This window comes from Phenylobacterium sp. SCN 70-31 (assembly GCF_001724605.1).
Classification (GTDB): Bacteria; Pseudomonadota; Alphaproteobacteria; order Caulobacterales; family Caulobacteraceae; genus Phenylobacterium.
In genome coordinates this window covers 1-25,081 of sequence record NZ_MEEX01000018.1, presented here as the reverse complement: position 1 = coordinate 25,081, position 25,081 = coordinate 1, and the positions used below count along the sequence as shown (strand labels likewise).

25 protein-coding genes are annotated in these 25,081 nt (G+C 71.4%); 11 read left to right on the top strand and 14 right to left on the bottom strand.

The genetic code is table 11. From position 1 onward, the window contains the following. Positions 1–14 precede the first annotated feature (14 nt). From ABS78_RS14120 to ABS78_RS14100, 5 genes are all read right to left on the bottom strand, one after another. Positions 15–2,138, bottom strand: a complete 2,124-nt coding sequence (locus tag ABS78_RS14120; protein ID WP_293380324.1) for a M13-type metalloendopeptidase — start codon at positions 2,136–2,138, stop codon at positions 15–17. Between the two features lie 112 nt (positions 2,139–2,250). Further along, entirely contained in the window at positions 2,251–3,003 is a 753-nt protein-coding gene (locus ABS78_RS14115) for a Crp/Fnr family transcriptional regulator (protein ID WP_293380321.1), read from the bottom strand. A gap of 271 nt (positions 3,004–3,274) precedes the next feature. Then, positions 3,275–4,927 (bottom strand): amidohydrolase, encoded by a 1,653-nt coding sequence (locus tag ABS78_RS14110; protein ID WP_293380318.1) that lies wholly within the window; start codon positions 4,925–4,927, stop codon positions 3,275–3,277. A gap of 78 nt (positions 4,928–5,005) precedes the next feature. Beyond that, positions 5,006–5,179, bottom strand: coding sequence for a hypothetical protein (locus ABS78_RS14105; RefSeq protein WP_293380315.1), 174 nt, complete (start codon positions 5,177–5,179; stop codon positions 5,006–5,008). A 115-nt stretch (positions 5,180–5,294) separates the two neighbouring features. Continuing rightward, entirely contained in the window at positions 5,295–5,834 is a 540-nt protein-coding gene (locus ABS78_RS14100; protein ID WP_293380312.1) for an RcnB family protein, read from the bottom strand. Positions 5,835–6,030: 196 nt separating this feature from the next. Between ABS78_RS14100 and ABS78_RS14095 the strand changes: the two genes are divergently transcribed. The 5 genes from ABS78_RS14095 to ABS78_RS14075 all read left to right on the top strand — a co-directional run bounded on the left by ABS78_RS14095 (position 6,031) and on the right by ABS78_RS14075 (position 9,724). Next, entirely contained in the window at positions 6,031–7,857 is a 1,827-nt protein-coding gene (locus ABS78_RS14095) for a LuxR C-terminal-related transcriptional regulator (protein ID WP_293380309.1), read from the top strand. 114 nt (positions 7,858–7,971) lie between these two features. Then, positions 7,972–8,475 (top strand): hypothetical protein, encoded by a 504-nt coding sequence (locus ABS78_RS14090; RefSeq protein ID WP_293380306.1) that lies wholly within the window; start codon positions 7,972–7,974, stop codon positions 8,473–8,475. Positions 8,476–8,689: 214 nt separating this feature from the next. Continuing rightward, positions 8,690–9,097 (top strand): DUF4118 domain-containing protein, encoded by a 408-nt coding sequence (locus ABS78_RS14085; RefSeq protein ID WP_293380303.1) that lies wholly within the window; start codon positions 8,690–8,692, stop codon positions 9,095–9,097. A 145-nt stretch (positions 9,098–9,242) separates the two neighbouring features. Continuing rightward, the gene (locus ABS78_RS14080) at positions 9,243–9,440 is read left to right on the top strand and encodes a hypothetical protein (RefSeq protein WP_293380300.1); all 198 of its coding nucleotides are present in this window, start codon (positions 9,243–9,245) and stop codon (positions 9,438–9,440) included. Between the two features lie 47 nt (positions 9,441–9,487). Then, positions 9,488–9,724 carry a hypothetical protein gene (locus tag ABS78_RS14075; RefSeq protein ID WP_293380297.1) on the top strand — a complete coding sequence of 79 codons (237 nt, stop codon included), beginning with the start codon at positions 9,488–9,490 and terminating at the stop codon, positions 9,722–9,724. A 41-nt stretch (positions 9,725–9,765) separates the two neighbouring features. Here ABS78_RS14075 and ABS78_RS14070 read toward each other — a convergent pair whose 3' ends face one another. Continuing rightward, positions 9,766–10,590, bottom strand: a complete 825-nt coding sequence (locus ABS78_RS14070) for a TauD/TfdA family dioxygenase (protein ID WP_293380294.1) — start codon at positions 10,588–10,590, stop codon at positions 9,766–9,768. A 76-nt stretch (positions 10,591–10,666) separates the two neighbouring features. Here ABS78_RS14070 and ABS78_RS14065 point away from each other — a divergent pair, with 76 nt between their 5' ends. Beyond that, the gene (locus ABS78_RS14065; protein ID WP_293380291.1) at positions 10,667–11,347 is read left to right on the top strand and encodes a Crp/Fnr family transcriptional regulator; all 681 of its coding nucleotides are present in this window, start codon (positions 10,667–10,669) and stop codon (positions 11,345–11,347) included. 10 nt (positions 11,348–11,357) lie between these two features. Further along, a complete protein-coding gene (locus ABS78_RS14060) occupies positions 11,358–12,038 on the top strand; it encodes a DsbA family protein (RefSeq protein ID WP_293380288.1) in 681 nt (226 codons plus the stop codon). A 20-nt stretch (positions 12,039–12,058) separates the two neighbouring features. Here the strand turns inward: ABS78_RS14060 and ABS78_RS14055 are convergent, their stop codons facing one another. Continuing rightward, entirely contained in the window at positions 12,059–12,892 is an 834-nt protein-coding gene (locus ABS78_RS14055; protein ID WP_293380285.1) for a carbonic anhydrase, read from the bottom strand. Positions 12,893–13,079: 187 nt separating this feature from the next. Between ABS78_RS14055 and ABS78_RS14050 the strand changes: the two genes are divergently transcribed. Together ABS78_RS14050 and ABS78_RS14045 are read left to right on the top strand one after the other, a co-directional pair. Beyond that, on the top strand, positions 13,080–13,649 hold the full coding sequence (locus tag ABS78_RS14050) for an OmpA family protein (RefSeq protein WP_293380282.1): 570 nt from the start codon (positions 13,080–13,082) through the stop codon (positions 13,647–13,649). Between the two features lie 19 nt (positions 13,650–13,668). Further along, positions 13,669–14,436: a hypothetical protein gene (locus tag ABS78_RS14045; RefSeq protein ID WP_293380279.1), complete on the top strand. Its 768-nt coding sequence runs from the start codon at positions 13,669–13,671 to the stop codon at positions 14,434–14,436. Positions 14,437–14,459: 23 nt separating this feature from the next. Here the strand turns inward: ABS78_RS14045 and ABS78_RS14040 are convergent, their stop codons facing one another. The 4 genes from ABS78_RS14040 to ABS78_RS14025 form a co-directional block, all read right to left on the bottom strand. After that, positions 14,460–15,452, bottom strand: coding sequence for an SDR family NAD(P)-dependent oxidoreductase (locus tag ABS78_RS14040; protein WP_293380276.1), 993 nt, complete (start codon positions 15,450–15,452; stop codon positions 14,460–14,462). 105 nt (positions 15,453–15,557) lie between these two features. Further along, a complete protein-coding gene (locus tag ABS78_RS14035) occupies positions 15,558–16,760 on the bottom strand; it encodes a DUF1343 domain-containing protein (protein WP_293380273.1) in 1,203 nt (400 codons plus the stop codon). Beyond that, complete coding sequence (locus ABS78_RS14030) at positions 16,757–17,305, bottom strand: DOMON-like domain-containing protein (RefSeq protein ID WP_293380270.1); 549 nt, start codon at positions 17,303–17,305, stop codon at positions 16,757–16,759. The genes ABS78_RS14035 and ABS78_RS14030 overlap by 4 nt, the downstream gene beginning before the upstream one ends. Positions 17,306–17,338: 33 nt before the next feature. Continuing rightward, positions 17,339–18,664, bottom strand: a complete 1,326-nt coding sequence (locus ABS78_RS14025) for a PA2928 family protein (protein ID WP_293380267.1) — start codon at positions 18,662–18,664, stop codon at positions 17,339–17,341. Positions 18,665–18,822: 158 nt separating this feature from the next. Between ABS78_RS14025 and ABS78_RS14020 the strand changes: the two genes are divergently transcribed. Continuing rightward, positions 18,823–20,097, top strand: a complete 1,275-nt coding sequence (locus tag ABS78_RS14020) for a cytochrome P450 (RefSeq protein WP_293380264.1) — start codon at positions 18,823–18,825, stop codon at positions 20,095–20,097. Between the two features lie 203 nt (positions 20,098–20,300). Here ABS78_RS14020 and ABS78_RS14015 read toward each other — a convergent pair whose 3' ends face one another. The 3 genes from ABS78_RS14015 to ABS78_RS14005 form a co-directional block, all read right to left on the bottom strand. Further along, the gene (locus tag ABS78_RS14015; protein ID WP_293380261.1) at positions 20,301–22,127 is read right to left on the bottom strand and encodes a DUF885 domain-containing protein; all 1,827 of its coding nucleotides are present in this window, start codon (positions 22,125–22,127) and stop codon (positions 20,301–20,303) included. Positions 22,128–22,237: 110 nt separating this feature from the next. Beyond that, complete coding sequence (locus ABS78_RS14010; protein WP_293380259.1) at positions 22,238–23,512, bottom strand: C69 family dipeptidase; 1,275 nt, start codon at positions 23,510–23,512, stop codon at positions 22,238–22,240. Positions 23,513–23,530: 18 nt separating this feature from the next. Then, positions 23,531–24,259 carry a class I SAM-dependent methyltransferase gene (locus tag ABS78_RS14005; RefSeq protein ID WP_293380256.1) on the bottom strand — a complete coding sequence of 243 codons (729 nt, stop codon included), beginning with the start codon at positions 24,257–24,259 and terminating at the stop codon, positions 23,531–23,533. Positions 24,260–24,351: 92 nt separating this feature from the next. On the opposite strand from ABS78_RS14005, the gene ABS78_RS14000 reads away from it, so the two are divergent. Beyond that, positions 24,352–25,081 (top strand): DEAD/DEAH box helicase (locus ABS78_RS14000; protein WP_293380253.1); only part of this gene is annotated, 730 nt, incomplete at its 3' end.

The window sequence follows — 25,081 nt, the reverse complement described above, 5'->3', positions numbered from 1 at the left end:
GGCGGGCAGGCGCGTCACCAGATGTCCACACGGTCGGCGGGCGCGACATAGAGCTTGTCGCCCGGCTGGATCTGGAACGCTTCGTACCAGCCGGGCAGGTTCCGGATGGTGCCGTTGACGCGATAGTAGGGCGGTGAGTGCGGGCCGGTGACCACCTGCTGACGAAGGGCTTCGTCCCGCATCTTGGACCGCCAGACCTGGGCCCAGCCGAGGAACACGCGCTGCTGGCCGGTGAAGCCGTCGACGATCGGTGCGGGCTTGCCCTTGAGCGAGGCGAGGTAGGCGTCGTAGCCCAGAGACAGACCGCCCATATCGCCGATGTTCTCGCCCATGGACAGCGCGCCGTTGAGACGCACGCCCGGAAGCGGCTCGAACTCGGAATACTGGGCGCCGAGACGGGCGGCCTGGGCCTGGAACTTGGTGTTGTCCTCGGCGGTCCACCAGTCGCGCAGCACGCCGTCGCCGTCGGACTTGCGGCCCTGGTCGTCGAAGCCGTGGCTGATCTCGTGGCCGATGACGCCGCCGATGCCGCCGTAGTTGATGGCCGGGTCGGCGTCGGGATCGAAGAACGGCGGCTGGAGGATGGCGGCCGGGAAGACGATCTCGTTGTTGGCGAAGTTGTAGTAGGCGTTCACCGTCTGGGGCGTCATGCCCCACTCGCGCTTGTCGACCGGCTGGTCCAGGCGATCCACGTCGCGGCGCCACTCGTAGGCGGCCGAGCGGATGGCGTTGCCGTAGAGGTCGGTCGGATCGAGGCGCAGGCCGGAGTAGTCGCGCCATTCCTCGGGATAGCCGATCTTGACCGTGAACTTGGCCAGCTTGTCGAGGGCGCGTTCCTTGGTCTCGGGACCCATCCAGTGCAGCTTCTGGATCCGCGCCTGCATGGCCGAGCGCACGTTGGCGACCAGCTCGTCCATCTTGGCCTTGGACTCCGGCGGGAAGTAGCGGGCCACATAGACGCGGCCCACGGACTCCCCGATCACGCCGTTGGTGAAGGCGACCGCCCGTTTCCAGCGGGGCCGTTGCTCGGGCTGGTCCATCAGGGTGCGGTTGCGGAACTCGAAGTTGGCGTCGACGAACCGCTTCGACAGATAGGGCGCCGCGCCGTCGGCCACGCGGAAGGCCTGCCAGGCCTTGAGCGTCTCGACCGGCGTGGCGGCGTAGATTCCCGCGAACTTCGGATAGGCCGAATCGGTCGCCACCACGATGCGGTCGACGTTCGGCAGGCCGGCGGCGGCGAGGTAGCGGTTCCAGTCGAACCCGGGGGTGGCGGCGTTCAGCTCGGCCGGCGACATCGGGGTGTAGGTCTTGTCGCGGTCCCGGCGCTCGGCGCGGGTCCAGGACGCCTCGGCCAGGCGGGTCTCGAACGCGACGACAGCCTTGGCGTTGTCGGCCGGCGAGGGCCAGCCGATCATGGTCAGCATCTGCGCGACATAGGCCTCGTACTTGGCCTTCTTTTCGGCGAAGGCCGGGAGCAGGTAGTAGTCGCGGTCGGGCAGGCTCAGCCCCGCGGTCGTCGATCCCACGGCGTAGCGGGTGGGATTCTTGGCGTCGATGGTGACGTAGACCGGCAGGATGCTGGAGACGCTGCTGACGTTGGCGCGGCCCATCAGGGCGGTGAACTGGTCGCGGGTGCGGACCTTGCGGATCTTGGCCAGGTCGCCGGCGATGGGTTTGGCGTCCAGTTTCTCGACCCGGGCCTCGTCCATGAAGGCGGTGAAGGCGGCGCCGATCCTGGCGGCGTCACGGTCGTCGAGTCGCCCGGCGGCGGCCTCCTGGAGGATGGCGTGGACCCGGTTCTCCGAGAGCTGGGCCAGGATGTCGAAGTTGCCGAAGCGGGTGCGGTCGGACGGAATCTCGGTGCGCTCGGCCCACTTCCCGTTGGCGAAGGCGTAGAAATCGTCGCCCGGCTTCACGCTGCGGTCCATGCCCGACATGTCGAAACCCCACGTCCCGAACCGGGGCGATTCCAGCGAGGCGGCGGCGCCCTGGGGGGTGTCGGCCGCGGCGAACGACGCCTGGGCGGCGCGCGTCGCATCCAGGCCGTCGTGCTCATGCGCCGTCGCGGCCTGGGCGGCGAAGGCGAGGGCGGCGGCGCCGCCGGCCGAAAGCAGGATTTTGCGTGTATGGAAGATCATAGGCCTTTTCTCGACAGCAATTCGGGCCGATCCGCGTGGGAAGCGGCGTGGCCGCGCAAGAAAGGGGGAATATCGCTCCAAGGCAACCTTCGAGCGACGAGCGGCGCCGATGTCAGCGTCGGGCGGGCTCGGCCCGCTGCGGCGACGACCGCTTCGGCGGCACGCCGAGCAGGCGGTGGTAGTGGCCGCGGACGACCCCGTAGCACTCGCAGGCCACCGCTTCGAGACCGTCTCCGTCGAGGATGTCGACGACGCCGCGGCGATAGCGGATGAGGCCCCTGGCCTGGAGGGTTCGCGCCACGGCGGTCACGGTCGTGCGCTGGACGCCGAGCATGTCGGCCAGAAGTTCCTGCGTGAGGGCGATGGTGTCGCTTCGGACGCGTTCGTGGCAGCTCAGCAGCCAGCGCGCGAAACGGGCTTCGACCGAGTGGAGCGCGTTGCAGGCCACGGCCTGGATCGAATGGGCGTAGACCGCCTCGGTGTGCCGGTCGACGAGGTCGCGCACCGCAGAACTGACGGCGCAGATCTCCCTCAGTCGCTCGGCGGCGATCCGCGACGCCCGCAGGGGCGTCTGCGCGACGGCCCGCGACAGCGACTGGCGCGGGGCGACGGCCGCCATGAGCCCCACGGCTCCTTCCGGTCCGATGATGGCGCTCTCGATGGCCGCGCCGCTCTCCATGAGCGTCATCAGCGAGATGACGCCTTCGTGCGGAAAATAGACGAACTCCATCGGGTCGCCCGGGTCGTAGAGGACGCGCCCGCGCTCGAACGTCACGGACACCAGGTGCGGCGCGATCCGGGCGGCGTCGCCGGGAGGGACAGCTTCGAGCAGGCGATTCTGCAACGCGGAGACGGGCCTTTGCATCGGGACCTGAAACGCCGTTTTCCGGCTCAGGTTTCACGCTAGCGGCCACGAAGGACAAAAACTGTCGATAACTCGACACTGCGAAGTTGTGTCGCGCCGAAACGCGCGAATATCGGAAATCTACGTCTCAGTAGAACCTCCCGGCGAGATGGCTGTGCCTGAATCGTCCCCGCTGCGCGTCGACCTGTATTTGGCGGATTCCAGTCTCGCGCCGGCCGGTCCACATCCACCGCCATGATCGGCGGGCGCAAGGTCCGTGCGGGTCCGATCCTCACGGCGCCTGGTGGACCACCTTGCCGTCCACGATGGTCAGGACCGCCCGACCCTTCGGAATTTCGGACTCGGGGGCGGTCATGAGGTCGACCGAGAAGGCCGAGAGATCGGCGCGCTTGCCGACCTCTATGGTCCCGAGTTCGACTTCGGCGAAGCGGGCGTAGGCCGGCGCCGAGGTGAAGATCGCCAGTGCGGCTTCGCGGCTCAGGGCCTCCTGCGGCGCCCAGTTGGGCGCGGAGAAGCCGTTCAGATCCTTGCGCGCCACCGCGGCGTAGAACTCGATCAGCGGATCGCCACGCTCGACCGGGGCGTCCGAGCCTCCCGCCACGACCACGCCCGCCCGCCGCATCGATGTCCAGGCGTAGGCGCCGCGCATGCGGGCGTCGCCCAGGCGGGCCGGTGCGAAGTGCAGGTCTCCGATGGCGTGGCTGGGTTGCATCGAGGCGATGACCTCCAGATCGGCGAAGCGCGGGATGTCGGACGGCCGCACCACCTGCGCATGCTCGATCCGCCAACGCAGGCCGCGCACGTTCTCGGCGGCCATCATGTCGAGAACCTCGGCGTTGCCCCGGTCGCCGATGGCGTGTGCGGCCACCTGTATGCCCGAGGCGTGCGCCCGGGCCATGAACGCCCGCATCCGGTCGGGCGGGGTGACCACCAGGCCGCGCGCGCCGGGCGCGTCGGCGTAGGGCTCGAAGAGGGCCGCGCCGCGCGAACCCAGGGCGCCGTCCTCGTAGAGTTTGACCGCGCGGGTGACGATGAGGCCGTCCCTGGTCGCGCGGGGACCGCCCTCGAACAGGGGCCCCGCCTGGGCGGCGTCCACGGCGTTGTAGATGCGCAGTGGCGTGCCGCCCTCGGCGTTCATTCGCTCCAGAAGGTCCACGTCGTCCCAGGCGACGCTCATGGAATGCACGCCGGTCCAGCCGTAGGCGGTCTCCACGCGGAATGCGGCCTCGAACGCGGCGCGGCGGTCCGCCTCGGTGGGCGCGCGGCGCAGGGACGCCACCAGCCGCATGGCGTTGTCCACAAGCACTCCGGTGAGCCGGCCGTCGGGTCCCTTGAGGATTTCGCCGCCGGGGGGCGCCACGGTGGTCTCGTCTACTCCGGCGGCCTTCAGCGCGGCGGAGTTGGCGACCAGCGCGTGGCCATCGGCGCGGGTCAGCAGGACCGGCCGATCCGGCGCGATCGGATCGATGTCGCCGCGCTCCAGGAAGCGCCCCTCGGGCCATCCCGTCTCGATCCAGCCGCGGCCCCAGATCGGACCCTCGGGCTTTCGGGCGTCGAGGTGGGCCTTCACCCGCTGCGCGGCCTCGGCCGCCGACGCCGCGCCCTCCAGGTTCAGGGACAGTTCGCGTTCGCCGACGCCGCGGAGGTGAGCGTGGCTGTCGGTGAAGCCCGGGAACAGCGCCGCGCCCCCGAGGTCGACGATCCGGGTCGCCTGGCCGACCAGGGCCTGGGCGTCCGCACGGGCGCCGACCTGGACGATGCGGCCGCCGCGGACGGCCACCGCCTGGACTGTCGCGGGTTGTGCGCCGGTGTAGATCGGCCCGCCCCAGATCACGAGATCGGCGGCCTGAGGCGGAACGGGTTCGGCGACGGCGGGCGCGGCGAGCGCCAGGGCGCAGGCGGCGGCAAGGGTCCGGAGCAGCATGGCGTCACGCTAGCCGCGGCCGTCGCCGGCGGCCAGGGCCCAGGGTCTAGGACCCACTGCCCAGGCCCGGCGGACGCCTCAGTGGGCGTCGCCGTTCAGCGCATGCTCGTAAACGGCCTTCGCCGTGCCTCCGATGGTGTTGGCGGCGGTGCGCAGCGCCGCCTCGCCGATCAGGGTCTCGGCCTGTTCGGACAGGGCCATCAGCTCTTCCGCGACGGCCGACAGCTTGAGGAAGACATCCCGGTCGTTCATCCCCCGCCTATCGCGCCAACCGACGCCTTCGGCAAGGCGGACACGAAAAGGCCGCGGCGGGCGTGAGCCGGCCGCGGCCTCGTTCTTCGACTCTCCGGGCGTTCCGGAGCGGCCGCTAGTAGGCGTTCGCCACGACGCTGGCGATCAGGCCGGTGGCCAGGGCCATCAGGACGAAGTTGCCGTCAGCGTAGACCCAGCGGTGGCCGGGAGGCGGCGCGCGCAGGCCGTAGTAGTAGGGATCCTGCACATAGTAGGTCCGGTAGGCGCGCGGCACATAGGCGCCCTGGCGCCAGGTGTAGCCGCGCATCACCGGCCGATAGCCGTAGCCGGGGGCGTACCAGTATCCGGACCGGGCGCCGCGATAGTCGCGCCACTCGGGCCGGCCGCGCCAGGTGTCGGCGCGATGGCGGTTGTAGCGCACCTCGCGCTCGCTGCGCCGGACCTCGGCGGCGTCGCGGCGGATCTCACGCGCTTCGCGGGGCGTGATGACGCCGTCGCGACGGGCGTCCCGCACTGTGTCTCGATAGTCGCGGCGATCTTCCCGCAGGTCGCGGCGGTCTTCCCGGCGCTCCTGTTGCCATCCGGGCTGGGCGGAGGCGACTGCCGGCGCGGCGACGGTCGCGAGGGCGACGGCGGCGTACAGCAGATGTTTCATGACAGCTCCTCGGGTTACTTGTCCCATGGTCGGCCATAGACACGGGCCGGACTGAACCCGTCCTGAACCCGCAGCTTCAGATTCGGTTCATCTTGCGCCACTCCGGCGCCGCCCGCTGTGGCGCGGGGTTTGCACGGAAGATGATCGAACCGGCCTTGAAACTGGACGGACAGCGGGGCCGTACTCCTTGCGAGCGATGAGACTCAGACGCGACCGACTTTCCGACCTCCTGCGCGCCCGCGCTCCGCTGGGCGCGCCGGTCGATCTGCTGCTCGATTCCTGGTCGGACGTCGAGGACGCGCTGGTGGCTGACGGCCGCCGGGCGATGGAGGCCTTCACGGCGGTCAACCGGGACCTTCCGCCGGTGGCCGGGGCCATCGCCGACCGGCGGGCGCTGGCGCAGGCCGTTACGTCCGCGCAGGGGACCCTGTACTTCGCCGAACCGGCGTTCCGCGCCCTGTTCGCCGACACCGCCGACCTGCGTCCGCTGCTGAAGCGCGCCCTGAGCGAGGGGCCTGTGGTCAGCCTGGCCGAGGGCGCCGACGGAGAGGCCTATACGGTCTGGATCGGCGACGAGGCCGCGGCGGCCCGCTGGCCGCTTTCGCCCGACGCCTCCGCCGCGCTCCAGGCCGGGATCCAGCGTCTGGTCGTGGTGGTGAGCGCGCCGTCGCGCTCGTCCGAGCTGGCGCGCCGGGCGGCGCGGGCCCTGGATCTCACGGCGCTGGAGGCCCGGCTGGCGGAAGCGCTTCTGTTCGCGCCCAACCTCGAGGTCGCGGCGGCCGACGCCGGGGTGGGCCGCGAGACGGCTCGCGACGCGCTGCGGCGCATCAACGCCAAGGCCGGGGTGCGCCGCGCGCCGGAACTGATCGCCCGCCTGATCGGCGTGATGTGCGAAGTCCAGGCCCAGGGCGAGGACGACGAGAGCCTGGCCGAGGAAGCGCTCGGCCTCACGCCTGGCGAGGCCAGGGTGGCGGTGCGGGTCGCGCGGGGGGCCACCACGCCCGAGGCGGCGCAGGCGCTGAGTCTCAGCCCCGAAACGGTCAAGTCGCACATGAAGGCCGTCTTCCAGAAGACCGGGGCCAAGGGGGCGAAGGATCTGGCGCGCCTGTTCGCGGAGGGACGGGAGCTGGTCACGGTCGCCTCGGCGGCCGAAGCCGTGTTCGGCGACGAGGCCGGGGGCGGGCGGCTGCGGATCCTGCCGTCCCGGGACGGGGCGCGGCGTATCGCGTTGATCGACTACGGACCCTACGACGGGGAGCCGGTCTTCGTGTTCCACGGCTCGGCGGCGGGACGGCGGCTGCCCGACGCCTACCGCCACGGCCTCGTCGGCGCCGGGTTTCGGCCCATCGTGATCCAGCGGCCGGGCTTCGGCCTTTCGGACCCTGCGGGGGGCGACTACGCGGCGGCGGCGGCCGAAGACATGGCGACCGTGGTCGAGCGGCTCAGGTTGAAGCGCGTCCGCCTTATCGTGCGGGACACCGGGGTCCCCGCCGGGCTGGCGTTCGCCAGCGCCTATCCGGACCTTCTGGGGCCGTCCGTGCTGATGAATCCGCATCCGCCGATGTCGCGGAGCCAGCCGCACTCCACCTTCGTCGCCTCGGTTCAGAAGCACCTGCTGCGCAATCCGCAACTCGTCTCGGTGTTCGCCGAGTTCCTGCGTCGGCAACTGACCACGCCGACGATCGAGCGCGTCATGTTCCGGGCGCTGAGCGAGGTGGCCGTCGATGGCCGCGCCCTGGAAGACCCGGAAGTGCGGGGGTTCCTGGTGCGCGACATCCAGGCCATGTGCGCGCGGTCGACCTGGGGCTTCGCCGGGGAGCACGCCGTCTACGCCGGAGGCTGGGAGCCGCCGGCGGACCTGGGCGCCGGCGCCGGCTGGACGGTGGCGGTTTCCGCAGCGCTGCCCGACCAGGGCGACTTCTCCTGGTTGCCCATTCCGGATGCGAGGCGCGCCCTGATCGACGGCGCGGGTGTCCTCCTCCAGTTCACGCATCCCGATGAGATCGTGAAGCTGCTGGCCTGAAGCCCCCGGTCCCAGGGTTGGGACCGGCGCGGGAGACGCAGCACCCCCAAACGGGGGAGGTTTCGCAGCCCGGCCGGACGTAGCTTGCTGGAAAGCGGGTTCATGGGGGCGAGAGTGAAACGTACAATCATCATGGCGGCCGCTGCGTCGGCGCTGATGCTCGCGTCGCCGGCTTCGGCCCAGGGCCTGCAGGTGAGCTATCCGGGCGACGCCCAGATGGATTGCAACGCGATCGCGAACGAGTCGGCGCGGATGGACCAGATCGTGGCCGAGGCCAACGCCCGGGTGGTCAAGGCCGACGGCTCGGCCCAGGGCGCGGGACTGGCTTCGACCGTGGCGGTCGAAGGCATGCTGCGGGCAGGCGTTCTGGGCCGCGTGCCCGGCGCGGGGATGTTCGCCAACAACGCCGCGGCGATGGCCAAGCAGCGCGCCGCGCAGGTGCGCGCCGAGGCCGAGGCCCAGGTTCAGACCGCCACGACCCGCAAGGCGGTGATGGTGGGCCTCTATTCGGGCAAGGGCTGCGATGCGCCTCCCGCGCCGCCGGCGTACGAGCCGCCCGCGGGCTACGAAGCCGCGCCGGCCGGGGATGCGGCGCCGGTGGACGCGCCGACGGGATGAGGGCTGGCGGCCGGGCTCATTTCGGCCATCCGTGATTCCGCGCAGGTTCTTCCGGTGGGGTGACGCCCCCATGCGAAATCCCGCCGGATCGGCCTTCACGGGTGGCCGAAACCAGCCTGGCCGTCCCTTCCCACAACGCCCGTTCCCCGGGCGGGTCTTCGCATCGCCCGCGAAGCCGATTGCCTTCCCCCGCCGCGTCCGACAAAGCTGACGTATGGCCGCCTCGCCGAGACCCTCCGGAAACCGGGCGCTTCAGGCGTCGATCAGCCTGGCCGTGGCGGCGGTCCTGGTGGGGGCGGCGACGCTCGTCCGCCTCATGCTCAACGGCGACCTCGGCGCGCTCTCGCCGTTCATGCTGTACGTCGCGGCGGTCCTGGCCGCCGGGCTGGCCCGTGGGCCGTTCTGCGGGGTGTTGGTGATGGCCGCAGGAGGGGCGATCGGCTGGCGGCTGTTCCTGAGCCCCGGGGGCGCCGTCCACCCGGGCGCCGCGGCGGCGCTGCTGACCTTCTGGGCGGTTTCAGCCCTGGTCCTGGCGACGGCCAACGAACTGCGGGTCCAGCTCAAGGTCGCGATGGATCGGCTCGCTGCGGCGCTGGAACGGAGCGGCCGCCGGTCACCGTAGCGGGAAATACGCCTGATGCGCGAAAGTGTCGGGCGCCTGACACAACTTTCCGGTGAAGGATGTATAAGGGTGTGAGACCCGCGCGGGGGGCCGCGCATCCAAAGTTGAGTGCTTGCGCTCCTGTTCGTCGCCGGGGAGTTGCGTCATGCCGCTGTTCACGTTCTACCCCTGCCGGTCCGACGGGTCGTCGACGGCTTTCGAGACGTTCGAGCATCAGGATGACGCCCACGCTCTCGTGCGGGCCGGTCGGGTGCTGTCCGAGCACGACAGCGCCGTCGAGGTCGTCGTGTGGCAGGGCGAGCGCCAGGTGGGGGCCGTCGGGCGCCTGGATACGGCCCGCTGAGATCCAGCCCTCTTGCCGGACGCCTCGGGTTGCGCGAAAGCCAGCACATGGCTGAGATGCGCCGCCGGACCGGAACCCCATTTGCGATCCTCGTGATGGCGGGGCTGTGCGTGGGGCTCGGCCTGATGTGCGTCTGGCTGGCGTGGGCCTGGAACATCCAGCGCGAGGAGGCCGCCTGCTGGCGGGCGGCCGCCGAGTTCCAGCTTCAGCCGGAGGGCGACTGCCGGCGATCCGAGTGGGCCAAGACTCCGCCCTCGGCGTTCCGCCCCGCCCAGGCCGAGTAGGCGACCCGTCTCGAACCCCTCAGGCCCGTCTTGGGCCCGTCTCAGGCATCCAGGGGGCCCCCGTCCAGGGTGATCCGGTGCATCAGGCGGTAGTGGCCGTGGTAGTCGTTCATGGCGAAATGCCAGGTGCAGCGGTTGTCCCACACCGCCATCGTCCCGGGACGCCAGGCGTAGCGGGCCACGAAACGGGGCTGGATCGCGTGGGCGTACAGTTCCGTCAGCAGGGCGGCGCCCTCTTCCGCCGGGAGGCCGACGACCTCCCGCGTGAAGGCCGGGTTCACGAACAGCGCCTTCCGGCCGCTGCCGGGATGGGTGACGACCACGGGATGCACCGCCTCCGGCGTGTCCGGGTGGCCCGACAGGTTCGCCTGATCGGTTCCGGCATAGGCGCCACCCTCACCGAACACATGGGCCGAGGCGTGGGGCGCCTCAAGGCCTGCGATCCGCGCCTTCGTGGCGTCGGGGAGGGCCTCGTACATGTCGGCGAACAGGGTGTCGCCGCCCGTGGGCGGGGTGTGGATCGCGAGCAGGACCGACCCCATGGCCGGCGCCGCGTCGTAGCTGTGGTCGGTGTGCCAGCCGCCACCGATGTTGGCCTTCTGGTCCTCGGTCTTCTCGACCTTGGCGATCTCGGGCCAGCGTTCGGTCTTGGGGAAGTAGCGGTTGACCACGATGGGCGCGATCCGGCGCGCGAACGCGATCTGGTCGTCCGGCGTCAGGACCTGATCGTCGAAGGCCACCACGCCGCGATGGAAGACGGCCTCGCGGATGGCGTCGATCTGGGCGTCGGACGCCTTGCGCACGTCCAGCCCGCGAACCCGCGCGCCGCAACCCTCGACCTGATCGATGTCCAGGACGTCCGCCATCGTCTCCTCCCTCGTCTTTGAACGGATCAGGCCACGCGGACTTGGACAGGAATGTCACGATCGTTACACTGGAAGAATGTCTCCGGACGATCGCGCCCTCGCCGAAGCCTGCCTGCGTCGCGCCGAATGGCTGCGACAGGGTGGCGACGACCTCGTCGGGGCGCTGCTGGCGCACGGCCGGGTCGTGGCGCTGGGGCCGGGTGAGTGGGTGCAGGCCGAGGGCGACGACCAGACCGGCGTGCTGGTGCTGCTGGACGGCGTGCTCCAGCTCTACTGCCAGGCGCCTGGCGACCGGGAGGTTCTGATCGGCCAGCTTCCGCCCGGCGCGGCGCTCGGACAGACCACGCGTTTCGGCGGCGGCCCGCGCCTGGTGACGGCCATCTGCCGGACGGAGAGCCGTATCCTGCAGGTGTCGGACCGCGCGCTGTCGCGCATCGCGCACGACGCCCCGCGGGTGTGGGAAGCGGTCTCGGCCCTGCTCTATCTCCAGCTCCGCAACCTGCTGGAGATGGTGGCCGAGCTGACGGCGCTGCCTCCGCGCGAACGCCTGGCGCGCCGGCTGGAGCTGATGGCCCGCGCCGCGCCCGACAGGACGGTCCACGCCACCCAGCAGGCCTTGGGCGAAATGGTGGGCCTGACCCGCAAGACCGCCAACGTCCATCTGGCCGCGTTCGAGCGGGCGGGGCTGATCCGACGGTCCTATGGGGTTCTCACCGTGGTGGACCCTGCGGGACTGCGCCGGATGGCGGGCGGATGAGGGTGGGCGGATGAGGGCGGCCTCGGACATCGGGCGCTGGCTGGGCCGCCGGCCGGGGCTGTCGCTCGCGCTGGCCGTGGGGGCCGGCCTGTTGGTCTCGCTGGCGCTCGGGATGCAGCCGCCGGACGGGCCGGTGCTGACACGCACGCCGGTGGTCGCCTCGGTCCTGGACGACCCCGGCTCTCCGCGTTCGGGGGCGGCGCGGCCGGACGTGGTCGTGGTGGTGTTCACGGACTACCAGTGCGGCGTCTGCAAGCGCACCGACCCGGCCCTGCGCCGGCTGCTGGCGGACGATTCCGGCGTCCAGGTGGTCTGGAAGGACTGGCCGATCCGCGGCGAGGGATCGATCTTCGCCGCGCGGGTCGCGCTCGCGGCCCATCGCCAGGGGCGCTACGACGCGGTCCACGACGCGCTGATGGCGGCGCCCGGCGCGCTCACGCCCGAACGGTCGTTGGCGATCGCGGCGGCGGCGGGCGCCGATCCCGGACGGTTGGCCGCGGACCTCGAAGCGCATGCCGACGCGCTCGAGCGGCAGATCGGCCGGCACAACGCCCAGGCCTTCGGCCTCGGGCTGCAGGGGACGCCGTCCTATGTGGTGGGGCCCTACCTGCTTCAGGGAGCGCTTGACGACGGCGCCCTGGCGACGGCGGTGCGGCGGGCCCGGCGGGCGGGGCCACCGAAGGCGCCCTGAGGGCTCGGCCTCCCGGTCCGTCAGGCCTGCCGGGCGCGGGTGGGCGTCACGCGGCCGTCGTCCAGGTCGTAGCGGGCCGCCACGATCCGCAGTTTTCCCTCGAGGACGCGGGTCCGCAGCGTCCGGCTGCCGGCGAAGATCTCGCCGGCGGCATGGGCGGCGTTCAGCGAGACCGCGGCGTCCAGCCGGTCGTCCGCGTCGGACGGGACCGCCTGGGCCGCCGGCGTGATGAGCGCGGCCAGGGCGCCGATATGGGTGTCGCGGTCCGTCGGGTCGCCCCGGCCGGCCAGCGCGTCCAGCGTGGCCTTCACCGCGCCGCAGCGTTCGTGGCCCAGCACCATCACCAGCGTCGAACCCAGGTGCAGGGCGGCGTATTCGATCGAGGCCAGGACCGCGTCGTCCACCACATTGCCCGCCACGCGGATGACGAACAGGTCGCCCAGGCCCTGGTCGAAGATCAGCTCGGGCGCCACGCGGCTGTCGGCGCAGGTCAGGATGGTCGCGAAGGGCCGCTGGGCCGACGAGACCGCCACGCGGCGTGCGCCGTCGGCGTTGGGATGGGTGGCGCGGCCGTCCACGTAGCGGGCGTTCCCTTCCATCAGGCGCGTCATCGCCGCCTCTGGCGTCACCGAGGGCGGCGCGGCGTGGGCGGCCTCCGGTTCCGCGGCGGCGGCGGGCTTGGCCGCCTCGGACGGCTTTGCGGCCGGCTTTGCGGGCGCCTTGGGGCGGGGCTTCGGCTTGGGTTTGGGCGTGGCTTCGTCTTCGATCCCGCCTTCGGCCAGGGCGTGGAGGGGCAGCGCGGCGAGGCCGGCGCCCAGCGCCCACATGAGGCGGCGGCGGCAAAGGTCAGCCATCTGTCAGATCCTTTCTGGATCGGTCGTCGTTCGGCGGAGATGAGACCCGGAAAATCCTAAGATGCCGTGTGGGGTCGGCGACTTTCACGGCCAAGCTGCGCCCGAAAAGGGCCGTCTTCGGGCGAAACCGTGCGTTCCGGTGCGAGCGTTTGGGTTGGTGGGGCCGACCGAACGGAGAGGTCCAGACATGATCCATGCGGGATCGAAGGTGATGATGGCGGGGGCGCTGATGCTGGGTATGGCCGGCCTTGGGGGCTGCGCCACCAAGGGGTTCGTGCGCGAGCAGACGGCGCTGGTCGGAAGCCGCGTCGATGTGGTGGAGACGCGGGTGGCGACGGTGGAAGGCACGGCCCGGGACGCCCTGGACCGCGCGACCGCCGCCGGCAAGCTGGCCGAGGGCAAGTTCCTCTATACGGAGGTGCTGTCAGACGACAGCATGAAGTTCCCGGTCGACAAGGCGACGCTCTCGCCTGAGGCGCAGGCCCGGCTGGACGCCTTCGTCGAGCGGCTGATGACCGAGAACCGCAACGTCTATGTCGAGGTCCAGGGACACACCGACGCCACCGGTTCCAAGGACCACAACTATCGGCTCGGCGAAGAGCGGGCCGAGGCCGTGCGGCGCTATCTCAACCAGAAGGGTGTCGCCCTGAATCGCATGGGCACGATCTCGTACGGCCCGGATTCGCCGATGGCGCCGAACGACAACCGCGACGGCCGCCAGCAGAACCGGCGTGTCGTCCTGGTGGTTCTGACCTGACGCCGGACCCGGCCGCGGCATGAAGGCGGCCCGCCGCGGCCTGCGGAAGGGCGCGCGGAGCTGGGCGGCCGCGCTGAGCGCGGTGCTGCACGGCGGGCTTCTGGCGGTCATGCTCCTGGCCGCGCCGCAGGCGCCGCCGGTCGTCGCGCCGCGTGTCGTCGAGGTCGCCCTCGTTCCGCCGCGCCCGGCGCCGCCTCCGGCGAGGGCGGCGGAGCCCGACAGGCCGCCTGGCCCGCCCGACGACGCGCCGGCCGCATCGGCCCCGCCCGTGACGCCGCGTCCCGCGCCGCCGGCGCGGAAGGTGGAGGCCGCCGCGCCGATCGCTCGACCCGCGCCATCGGTGTTCGCGGACGCCAGCGGCGTCAGCGCCGCCGAACTCGCCGGCGCCGCTCGCGCGGGCGGGGGAGGGGGCGCGGGCGGCTCGGGCGCCGGCCAGTGCGACATGCTGGAGCGCCTGGAGGCGCGGCTGCGCCGCGACGCCCGTGTCCGGGCGGCGGTGGGCCGGGCGCTGACCGACCGCGCCGACGAGGGCGCCGCGCCCGCGATCCGGGTCTGGAACGGCGACTGGGTGCGCCATCCCGGCGAGGCGGGAGGCGGTCTGGCGGCCGTCCGCGAGGCGATCATCTGGGAGGTGGGCTTCGCGCCCGACGCCTGCCGGACCCAGCCGGTGCGCGGCCTGGTCCAGATCGCGCTGGGCGAGACCGACGACGGCCCGCGACTGGTGCTGGGCGCGGGCGCCTGGCGCTGGTCCGACCTGCTGTCCGCCCGTGGGCGGGCGCGAAGCTGACGCCGGTCAGCGGCGGAGGCGGCTCAGGCGCTTTCGTCCGAGACGATGCCGTTGAGCTGCCAGCCGACATCCTTGGCCAGCCGCGTGAAGAAGGCGGGTTCGTAGGCGTTCTCGGGATCGGCGCGGACCAGGGCGTCCATCTTCTGGGCGTCGTCGCCCACGAGGATGCGCCAGCGCTCGGCCTTCACCCCGTCCAGGATGATCGTCGCCGCCTGCGCCGCCGTGGTGGGGGCGTCTTCCAGGAAGCGGCGAGCCCGCTCGTCGGCCAGGGCCTGGATCGCCGCATCGGGGACCTGCGAGACGTCCACGCCCATGCGGGTCATCTGCTGGCGGGCGCGGGCGATCTCGTCGGTCGACAGCGTGTCGTCCTCGACGCCGCGGATCACCTTGCGCGAGTTGCCGGCGATCATGGTGCCGATGTGGCCCGGCATCACCACCGAGCACTTGATGTGCGGGGCGTTCAGCCGCAGGTCGGTGATCAGCGCCTCGGTGAAGCCCTTCACCGCGAACTTCGCCGCGGCATAGGCCGTGTGGGAGACGCTGGGGCCCAGGCTGGCCCAGAAGCCGTTGACGCTGGAGGTGTTGACGATGTGCGCCTCGTCGGCGGCCAGCATCATCGGCAGGAAGGTGCGCACGCCGTAGTAGACGCCGCCCCAGCAGACGTTGAACGTCCGCTCCCACTCGTCGCGGCCGTCGGCCACGATCGAACCGCCGCCGCCGATGCCGGCGTTGTTGAACAGCAGGTGCAGCTTCTCGGCGTCGTGCAGCTTGGCCGCCTCGTCGCGGAAGCGGATCAGGGCCGCCTCGTCCGATACGTCGGCGACATGCGCGGTGATCCTGGCGCCCTGGGGCACGCCGTCGGCCCGGCAGAGCGCGATCGTCTCCTGCATGGCCTTGTCCGAGACGTCGCACATCGCGACGCTGCATCCCTCGGCGATGAGCTGGCGGGCCAGTTCGCGACCCATGCCCGTGCCGCCGCCCGTCACCACGGCGAATTTTCCGGCGAAGTCCTTCATGGCCGTTCCTCCCGTTCTTCCCGCGGACGATAGCGTCGGGCGCAGGCCGCGTAAGCCGTCACCCCACGTCAAGATGGGCGGGAGAGGGGAGGAATGGAGAGGGGCTCAGTAGATCAGGTGCGGGGCGCGGGCCTCTTCCCACGCAGCCTCGTCGGGCCGGGCCAGGGCGTCCAGATCGTCGGGCCCGGCGGCGGGGTCGTCCACCCATTCGCGCAGGCCCGGCCCGCCGTTGATCACGTCGATGGCGAGGCGGTCGTGGACGTATTCATAGGGAAAGTCGCGCCAGAGCGGATAGTCGGGCCGCAACCGCCGGATCGCTTTGAAGCCCGCCGCCTGGAGCCGCCAGGGGCGGAAGGCGCGGTGGTCGTAGTCCGGCCCTTCGGTGTGGATCTGGACCCCGGCGCACAGCTTGCCGACATGCTTGTGGAAGGTGGGCTCGAACCAGACGTCGCGAAGGCGGCAGCCCTCCAGCCAGTGCGGCGCCAAGGTTTGCATCCCGGCGATCACCGTGCGGGCGTCGATGTCGGGGGCGCCGAACAGTTCCAGCGGGCGCGTCGTGCCGCGGCCCTCCGAGAGGGTGGTCCCCTCCAGCATCACCGTCCCGGCGTAGGCGCGCGCCATCCAGAGGTTCGGCGCGTTGGGGCTGGGGTTGACCCAGACGCGTTCGCCCAGCGGCCAGCCCCGGCCGGGGGCGGCCTCGGGGTCCCAGCCGGTCATCTCGATGACGCGATAATCCACGTCGAGGCCGAAATGCGCGATGAACCAGCGGCCCATCTCGCCCATCGTCAGGCCGTGGCGCATGGGCATGGGGCCGGCGCCGACGAAGCTCTCGTGGCCGGGCAGGAGGGTCAGGCCCTCGACCGGCCGGCCGACCGGATTGGGCCGGTCCAGCACCCACACCGACTTGCCGTGCGTCGCGGCGGCCTCCAGCACGTAGAGCAGGGTGGTGACGAAGGTGTAGATGCGGCAGCCCAGGTCCTGCAGGTCGACCAGCAGGACGTCGAAGCTGTCCATCATTTCGTCTGTGGGCCGGCGTACCTCGCCATACAGGCTGAAGACCGGGACGCCGTGGATCGGGTCGGCGAAATCCGGACTCTCGACCATGTTGTCCTGCTTGTCGCCGCGCAGGCCGTGCTGCGGGCCGAAGGCGGCCGAGAGCGTGATGTCGGGGCAGGCGGCGAGCGCGTCGAGGCTGTGGGTCAGGTCCGCCGTGACCGACGCCGGATGGGCCAGCAGCGCCACGCGGCGCCCAGCCAGGGGGCGGCGCAGTCCGGGCTCGGCGAGCAGGCGGTCGATGCCGAAGTTCATGCGGCCTCCGGTGTGGGCGGGGGAAGGTCGACGACGAAGCCGTCGGCGTGGTGGAAATCGGGCCGGCCCGGCGGGTGGGCGACGGCCCAGTAGCTGAGCCGGCCGTCCGCCGTTTCGATCACGGCCGTCAGGCTCGCGCGCCAGGGCTGATCGACGGGCAGGTCGGCGGGGGTGTCCAACCGGGCGTCGAGGACCAGGGCCCCGTCCTGTCTCTCCACGGCGATGGCGGGGGTGTCGATGTCGGGATCGGCGGCGCGCTCGCGATATCCCGCGAAGGCGTAGGCGGCCCACGCGCCGGAGGGCGCGAGGTTGAACTCCAGATAGCCCCGACCTGCCGGCGCGTGCAGGAACACCTCGAAGCACGTCCGCCGCCAGAGTTCGTCGCGGCGCGCCGGCGACGCCGGACCGGGGATCGCCAGCGCCGACAGGTCGCCGGAAAGCGTGAACCGGACGTCCAGGCCGCCGTCCGGACGCCGCGCGACCGTGGCGTCGATCGCGTCCACGGGGGCTTCGGGCGAATCGGGATGGCGCCGCAGCAGGGGCATGGCCTGCGGATAGCACCGCGGATGGAGCGCCGCCTACTGGGCCGATGCGGCCGGCGCCGGCGGGGACGGTGTGGAGGACGCCGGGATCCGCTCGCCCGGCGTGGGCGCGACGCGAAGGCCGTAGACCGACTGGCGGCCGGTCGCCAGATCGATGGTCACGAGGTGATCCACGCTCTCGGGCCGCCACCCGCGTCGGCGGACCAGCGGCGGCTCGTTGCGGGCGCCCAGCAGCACCAGGGTGGTTTCGCCGGGCATCACCGCCTCCAGCGATTCCACCGGCAGGTCGGCGGTCCAGGCCGGCTCGCCGACGGGCCCCGTGACGCGGGTGAGGCGCAGGCGGCTTCCCTCGCCCAGCCGGTCGCGATGGAGGACCAGAACGCTGTCGGGCTCGCGAACGAGGATCGGGGTGTCATGGCAGCAACGGCCGTCCTGGACCAGGCCGGCGGTCAGGAATTCGGGGCCCTCGGGCAGGGGTGCGAAATCGCCGAAGGTGGGACGCGGCCCGAAGAAGGTGTTCCGCGACCCGACCCGCGCCGACCAGACCCGCGTGCGCGGATAACGCTTGGGATCGACGCCGCCGATGCCGCCGGCCTTCTGGAACCCCTCGACCTCGGGTTCGGCCAGCAGGCCCAGCCAGCGGTCCCCGACCCTGAGGCCGCGGCTGTAGAACGCCCAGGTCCCGTTGCCGCCAGCCACCCGCGCGGGGAGGAACACGCCGACCTCGGGCTCGGCGCGCTGGGCGTCCAGGTCCAGGCGCGGGCCGTCCGGCGCGGTCTGCGCGCCCTTTCCGGTCAGCCGCCAGTCGCGCCCGTCGGACGAGAGGCCCTTGGGATCGAAGCGGATGTACCGCGCCTCGGCCGGCACGACGCCGCGCAGGGCGGGGTTGGCGGCCTCGAAGGCGGCGGCGTCGGCGGTGACGGCGCCGGTGGCCGGATCCAGCCCCAGAAGCTGCTGACCGTCGAGGAGCCAGAGCACGCCGCCATGAACGCCGAGGAGCGTGCGGCCCATGTTCACCCCGGCGCGGTCGTCGCTGATGCGGCGCCGCCAGACCGGCTGTCCCGTCCGGCCGTCGAACCCCCAGACGTCCACATACAGTCGCGTGTACGACGTGCGGTTGGTCCGGCCGGGCGAGCGGAAGGTATGCCACTGGCTGGTCAGCAGCATCACGCGCTCGCCCGCCGGGGTGGTGGCGCGGACGGGCGGTCCCTGCACGTCCGCCACGCTGGGGATCGCGCCGCGGCCCAAGACCGCGAAGACGACCGCGGCGACGATCGCCAGGGGCATCGCCACGACCAGCAGGAAGGCCAGCAGCCGGCGGCGCCCCGCCCGCCCCGGTCGCGTCACGATCGATCCCGCCATGCCGGCCACTCCCCGCCCTGCGGAGCGAGAGTCCGCCGAGGCATGGAGGCAGCGGAGCACGGCGCTTTACGAGGGGCAATCTCGGGATGCGTACGCTGCCCTCTAGCCAAACGTGACTGATCGGCGTTCACTGTCGCCACAGAACCAGGAGGAACGGTATGGCCGACGGGCACGTCGCGGGGATCACCAGGGAACAGGCGCGGGCCGAAGCCTATTCGCTGCCGATCGAGAAGCTGGACCCGGCGCAGCCGGCGCTGTTCCAGGCCGACGCCATGTGGCCGATCTTCGAGCGCCTGCGCGCCGAGGACCCCGTCCACTACACCGAGGAGCACGAGTTCGGACCCTACTGGTCGATCACCAAGTACAACGACATCATGGCGATCGACACCGACCACAACCGGTTCTCGTCCGACTTCATGAAGGGCGGCATCACCATCGCCGGCGGCCAGCAGAACATGGACCCGCTGCCGATGTTCATCGCCATGGACCCGCCGAAGCACGACATCCAGCGCAAGGCGGTGTCGCCCGCGGTGGCGCCCCACGCCCTGAACGAGATGGCGCCCCAGATCCGCGAGCGGGCCGGCAAGATCCTGGACGGCCTGCCCATCGGCGAGGAATTCGACTGGGTCGACCTGGTCTCGAAGGAACTGACGGCCATGACCCTGGCCACGCTGTTCGACGCCCCGCAGGAAGACCGTCGCAAGATAACCTACTGGTCCGACGTGGTCACGGCCGCGCCGATGCCGGGCGCCATCGTCGAGACCTTCGAGCAGAAGATGGAGATCTTCAGGGAATACCACGCCTACTTCACCGAGCTGTGGAACCAGAAGGTCAACGCCCCGCCCAGCTTCGACCTGATCTCGCTGCTGGCCCATAGCCCGGCCACGCGGGACATGGAGCCGCGGGAGTATTTCGGAAACGTCGTGCTGCTGACGGTGGGCGGCAACGACACCACGCGGAACACCATCTCGGGTTCGATCTACGCGCTGAACAAGAACCCCGACCAGTACGCCAAGCTGCGCGCCAACCCCGACCTGATCTCGTCGATGGTGTCCGAAACCATCCGCTGGCAGACGCCGCTGGCCCACATGCGCCGCACCGCCGTCGAGGACGTCGAGTTCCGCGGCAAGTCGATCAAGGCGGGCGACAAGGTCGTCATGTGGTACGTCTCGGGCAACCGCGACGACGAGGTGATCGAGAACCCGAACGCCTACATCATCGACCGCGAGCGGCCGCGCCAGCACATCTCGTTCGGCTTCGGCATCCACCGTTGCGTGGGCAACAGGCTGGCGGAACTCCAGCTCCAGATCATCTGGGAAGAGATCCTGAAGCGGTTCCCGGAGGTCATCCTGGTGGACGAGCCCAAGCGGGTCTACTCCAGCTTCGTGAAGGGCTACGAGACCCTCCCGGTGATCATCCCCAGGCGGAACTGACGGGCGCGGACGGGGCCGCGAAGCGGCACCTCTCGAATTCAAGGGACCAAGGAAAACGCAGAAGGCCACGGAAGCCGAAGCTGCGATTTCCGTGTCTTCCGTGGTTTCCATGACGGCGCCCCCGCTCGCGCGGAGGCTCGGGGATGACCCACCCGTTCGTGTTTCGTGGGTTCGTAGCGGACCAGAGACGGTGAAGGTCGTCCCTACCTCGTCGCCGCGATCCAGGCGTCCACGCGGGAGTCCAGCACGTCCAGGGGCAGCGGGCCGGCCGACAGGACGATCTCGTGGAAGGCCCGGAGGTCGAACTTCGGCCCCAGCGCCGTCTCGGCCCGGGCGCGTGCTTCCGAGATCTTGAGCTGGCCCACCTTGTAGCTGGTCGCCTGGCCGGGGAGGGTGAAGTAGCGGTCGATCTCGCTCTCGATGTCGCGGTCCGAGCTGATGGTGTTGCGGCGCATGTAGTCGACCGCCTGCTCGCGGCTCCAGCGCTTGTGATGGACGCCGGTGTCCAGCACGAGCCGGGCGGCCCGCCAGATCTCAAGGCTGAGACGCCCGAAGTCGTCGTAGGGGTCCTGATAGAAGCCGGCCTCCTTGCCCAGGGCCTCGGCGTACAGGCCCCAGCCTTCGATATAGGCGCCCTGGAATGCGTAGCGCCGGAAGAGCGGCAGATCGGCCTGTTCCAGCGAGCGGGCGATCTGGAAGTGGTGGCCCGGCGCGCCCTCGTGGAAGGCGATGGCGGGAAGCTGCGGTTTCAGCACCTGGCCCATGTCGGAGAGGTTCACATAGAAGATCCCCGGCCGTGAACCGTCCGGCGCGCCCATGTTGTAGAAGGCCACGGCGGCGGTCTTCTCGCGGAAGGGCTCGACGGCGCGCACCTCCAGGGCCTGCTTCGGCAGGGTCGAGAACTGGCGGTCGGCCACGGCCATGTAGTCTGCGATCACCTTCTTGGCGTCGGCCAGGTACTGCTGCTTGCCCGCCTCGGTGTTGGGGTACTTGAACCGGGCGTCGTTGCGGATGTGGGCGAAGAAGTCCTCGAGCGAGCCCTGAAAGCCCACCTTCGCCTTGATCGCCTCCATCTCCCCGCGGATGCGGGACACCTCGTCCAGACCGGTCTGGTGGATCTGGTCGGGGGTCAGCGGGGTGGTGGTGTAGAAGCGCACCATGTCGGCGTAGAAGGCCTCGCCGTCGGGGAGAGCCCAGACGCCGTTCACCGTGGTCGCCTTGGCGGACATCGCCTCCAGCGCGCGGATATAGCGCGTGTAACCGGTCTTCCACGGCCCGGTCAGCGCCGCCCGGCCCGCGTCCAGCAGCCGGGTCCTGTCGAACGGCTCGGTCTTCAGCGCCTCGACCTTCTTCTTGAAGTCGGCCCAGACGGGATGATCGGGACCGTCGTCGAAGGGGGCGCCCTTGAGCTGGTTGCGCGCGTCCGGGATCACCCGGCCGAAGACGAAGGCCGGCGGCAGGAATCCCCGCGCCGTACGCTGGTCCAGATCGTCGGCCGCTTCTCCGGCCACGCGCTCGACGGCGCGTAGGCGCGAGACATAGGCCTCGGCGTCCGCGACGGTGTCGACCCGATGGGTGTTGATGAGAAAGACCGGCACGCCGTCCAGCGGGCCTCCGAACGAGGCGACGGCGTAGGTCTGCCAGTACCAGCGGAACTGGGTCTTCTGGGTGGCGACCGACTTCTCGAACAGGGCGAACGACAGCCGGGAGGCCTCGTTCAGTTTCGCCGGATCGAACTCGCGCCGCATCTGCGCGAGGCGGCTCTCGGCGAGGCCCACGGCCTTCTTCTGGCCCGCGAAGGTGTAGTCGCCCAGTTCGTCGTAGCGCTCCTTCAGGCCGATCTGGCTCAGGGTCTCGGGGCTCAGCCGGGCGGCCTCCATGAAGGCCTCCTGGAAGAAGGCCGCCAGGCGGGCGTCTTCCGACGGGGCCTTGGTCGTTGCGGCCGTTGGGGTGGGCGTGGGCTGGGCCAGGAGCGGGCCGGCGATCAGGGCCGCGCTGAGCGCCAGGACGGAACAGGCTGTGCGGTGCATGTGACCCTCGGAAACGATGTGCGGGCGAGGCTTACGGCCCTCAGGGGAGCGGGCGAAATGAAATCTGCTCCATCTCTCCCGCAGGGTGCGTGCGATCGGGCTGCTCGGGATCAGACGGTGAAGCCGGCGACGTGGTTCAGGCGCGCCCAACTCGCGCGATGGCGGGCCGGCTCCCGGATCGACGGCGCCAAGGTCCTGCGCCAGCGCGCCTCCGCCGCTTCGGCCTCGGCCCAGCAGGCGGCGATGGCGGCGTCCAGGGCCTCGCCCGCGGGCGAGGCGTCGATCTGCGCCTGGAATTCGGCCTCCAGGGCGTCGCGCTCGGGCGCGATGGCGGCCAGCGCGGCGGTGAAGTCGGGCAGGGCGGCGCGATGCAGCGCCTCGTGCCGCCACCAGAGCGACGCCGTGTCCGCCCGGTCGGTCGGCGACGGCCCGAAGGGTGGCGTCGCGGCGCCGAATACGAAGGGCTTGAACAGGCTGACGCACGGCGCCGACGTGCCCGTGACCCAGTGGACCGCGCGATCGGGCCGAAGCTCGCTGACCATGGAGGCCACAGACTGGCTGCGCCGCGGGCCGCACGAGGCGTGCATGCAGATCGTACGGTCGCGCGTGTGGGCCGGGCTCCAGTCCGGGGCGTCGCCGTGGTCGCGCAGGATCGCCCGCATCGTGGCCGGCGCGAGGGCGGGGGCGGCGCGGTCCAGCAGCGCCTGGCCCCGGGCGCAGCGCCCGCGCCCGAAGCTCACTGAATCGCGCGCTTCGTCGATCAGGCTGGCGGCGACGTCGTAGCGGCCCGCTCGCGCCAGGCCGGGGCTGAGGGCGTCGTAGTCGTCGGCGATGGAGTAGGCGTTGGAGAGCGCGCGGCGATCCTCCACTTGCCGCCAGACCCAGTCCCGGCCCACGGTCTCCAGCACATAGGCCTCGGCCGGGTCGGCGACGATGAAGCCGTTGTGGTAGTAGAAGCGGCCCAGGTGGCCGCAGTCGCCGCCCTGGCCATGCGCCTCCAGCAGGCCGACGATCACCTCGAGCGCCTCGCGGGCGGTTCCGCCGCGCTCCAGGCCCAGCCGGACCAGATCCATCCCGGTCAGCGCGCGACGGCGCTGGGCCGGGACGCGGGCGTGCAGCGCCTCGTTGCCGATGACCACGCCCCTGTCGTTGGCGCCCATCTCGGCGCCCCACATCCAGAACGGCCGGCTGAGCAGGCAGGCGTGGGTTCGTGCGACGTCGGGGATGGTGATGTAGGTGAGCCGGAGCGGTGCGCCGGCCGGTCCCGACCGCGCGGGCGACAGCTCCAGGCCCTGGGCTTCGTTGCGTTCGCGGTCGCTGTTCTTGGCGAACAGCGTGGCCCCGCGGGTCGTGGAGGGCGCCAGACTGACCAGGGTGTCGCACATTTCCCGGGCCGTCCGACTTCAGGGGGCTTCGCAGGGCTGGATGTCGGTCGGCTTCGGCCGTTGGGTCGGCGCCTCGAACACGGCCAGGTAGCCGACGCCGCCCGTCATCGGCGCGGTGCGGACGTGGCGATAGCCCACGGCCTCGAACTCGCACTTCAGCAGAGCGGGCGGGGTGCCGTGCCGGTCGATGGGCCGGTCCAGGTCGATGACGCCTACCTGGGCTCCGGGCTTCAGCGACGTGGCGAGGTTCCAGAGCAGGGCGTAGGGGCTCTCGACCTCGTGGTACATGTGGACCATCACCGCCCGGTCGACCGACGCCGCGGGCAGCTTCGGGTCCTCGGCCGTGCCCACCACGATGCGGACGTTCTTCAGGCCGCGCGCCTCGGCCTCGCGACGCAAGCCCGAGACGTAGGCTTCGACGATGTCCTCGGCGTAGACCACGCCCTGCGGCCCCACGGCCGGCGACAGGCGCAGGGTGTGGTAGCCCGAGCCGGCCCCGATGTCGGCCACGGCCATGCCCGGCCGGATGTCGAGGCCGCGGATGAGCTGGCCCGACTCGTCGGCCGCGTCGCGGTCGGGTCCGGACGACCACTCGGACGCTACGATCCCGGCCACCGGCCGGTCGGCGGCGGGGAAGCCGGCCGCGTCTCGCGCCGCCGCAGCTCCGGCCTCGGGCGAACCGGCCTCGGGCAGGGGCGAGCAGGCGGCCAGCAAGGTGGCGGCGATCAGGGCGAAACCGAAATGCATCGGCCATCTTCTCACCCGGAATCCGGGCGAAATTCCAGCCCTCGCGATCCGGATGTCGATGAAACGGAACGGGAACGTGATATAGCGCGCCGATGCCCGACGCCGCGGGACCCGAGCCTGACCTGCTGCCGCCCCGCTTCCGGGCGTGGTTCGCCGAGCGCGGCTGGACGCCCCGGCCGCACCAGATCGAGATGGTGGCCAGGGGCCGGGCGGGGCGGGACGTGCTGCTGATCGCGCCCACGGGCGGGGGCAAGACCCTGGCGGGATTCCTGCCCAGCCTGATCGAACTCTCGGAGCGGCCGCCGGCCAATACGCCGCCCGGCGCGCCGAGGGGGCTGCACACCCTCTACATCTCGCCGCTGAAGGCGTTGGCCGTGGACGTGGAGCGGAACCTGAACGCGCCCATCGCCGAGATGGGCCTGCCCATCGTCGCCGAGAGCCGGACCGGCGATACGGGCCTGGCCCGCCGCCAGCGCCAGCGGGTGAAGCCGCCGGACATCCTGCTGACCACGCCCGAACAGTTGGCGCTGCTCTGCGCGTGGGAGGGCGCGCGGGCCTATTTCGAGGATCTCCGCTGCGTCGTTCTCGACGAAATCCACACCCTGCACGGCAGCAAGCGGGGCGACCTTCTGGCCCTGGATCTGGCGCGCCTGCAGGTGCTGGCGCCGGACATGCGCCGGGTGGGGCTGAGCGCGACGGTCGACGACCCGGACGTGACCCGCGCCTGGATGGCCCGGCATGGGTCTGCGGATGTCGCCAGCGCCCCCTCCACCGCTTCGCGGTCCCCCTCCCCCATCGAGATGGGGGAGGAGCTGGAGACTT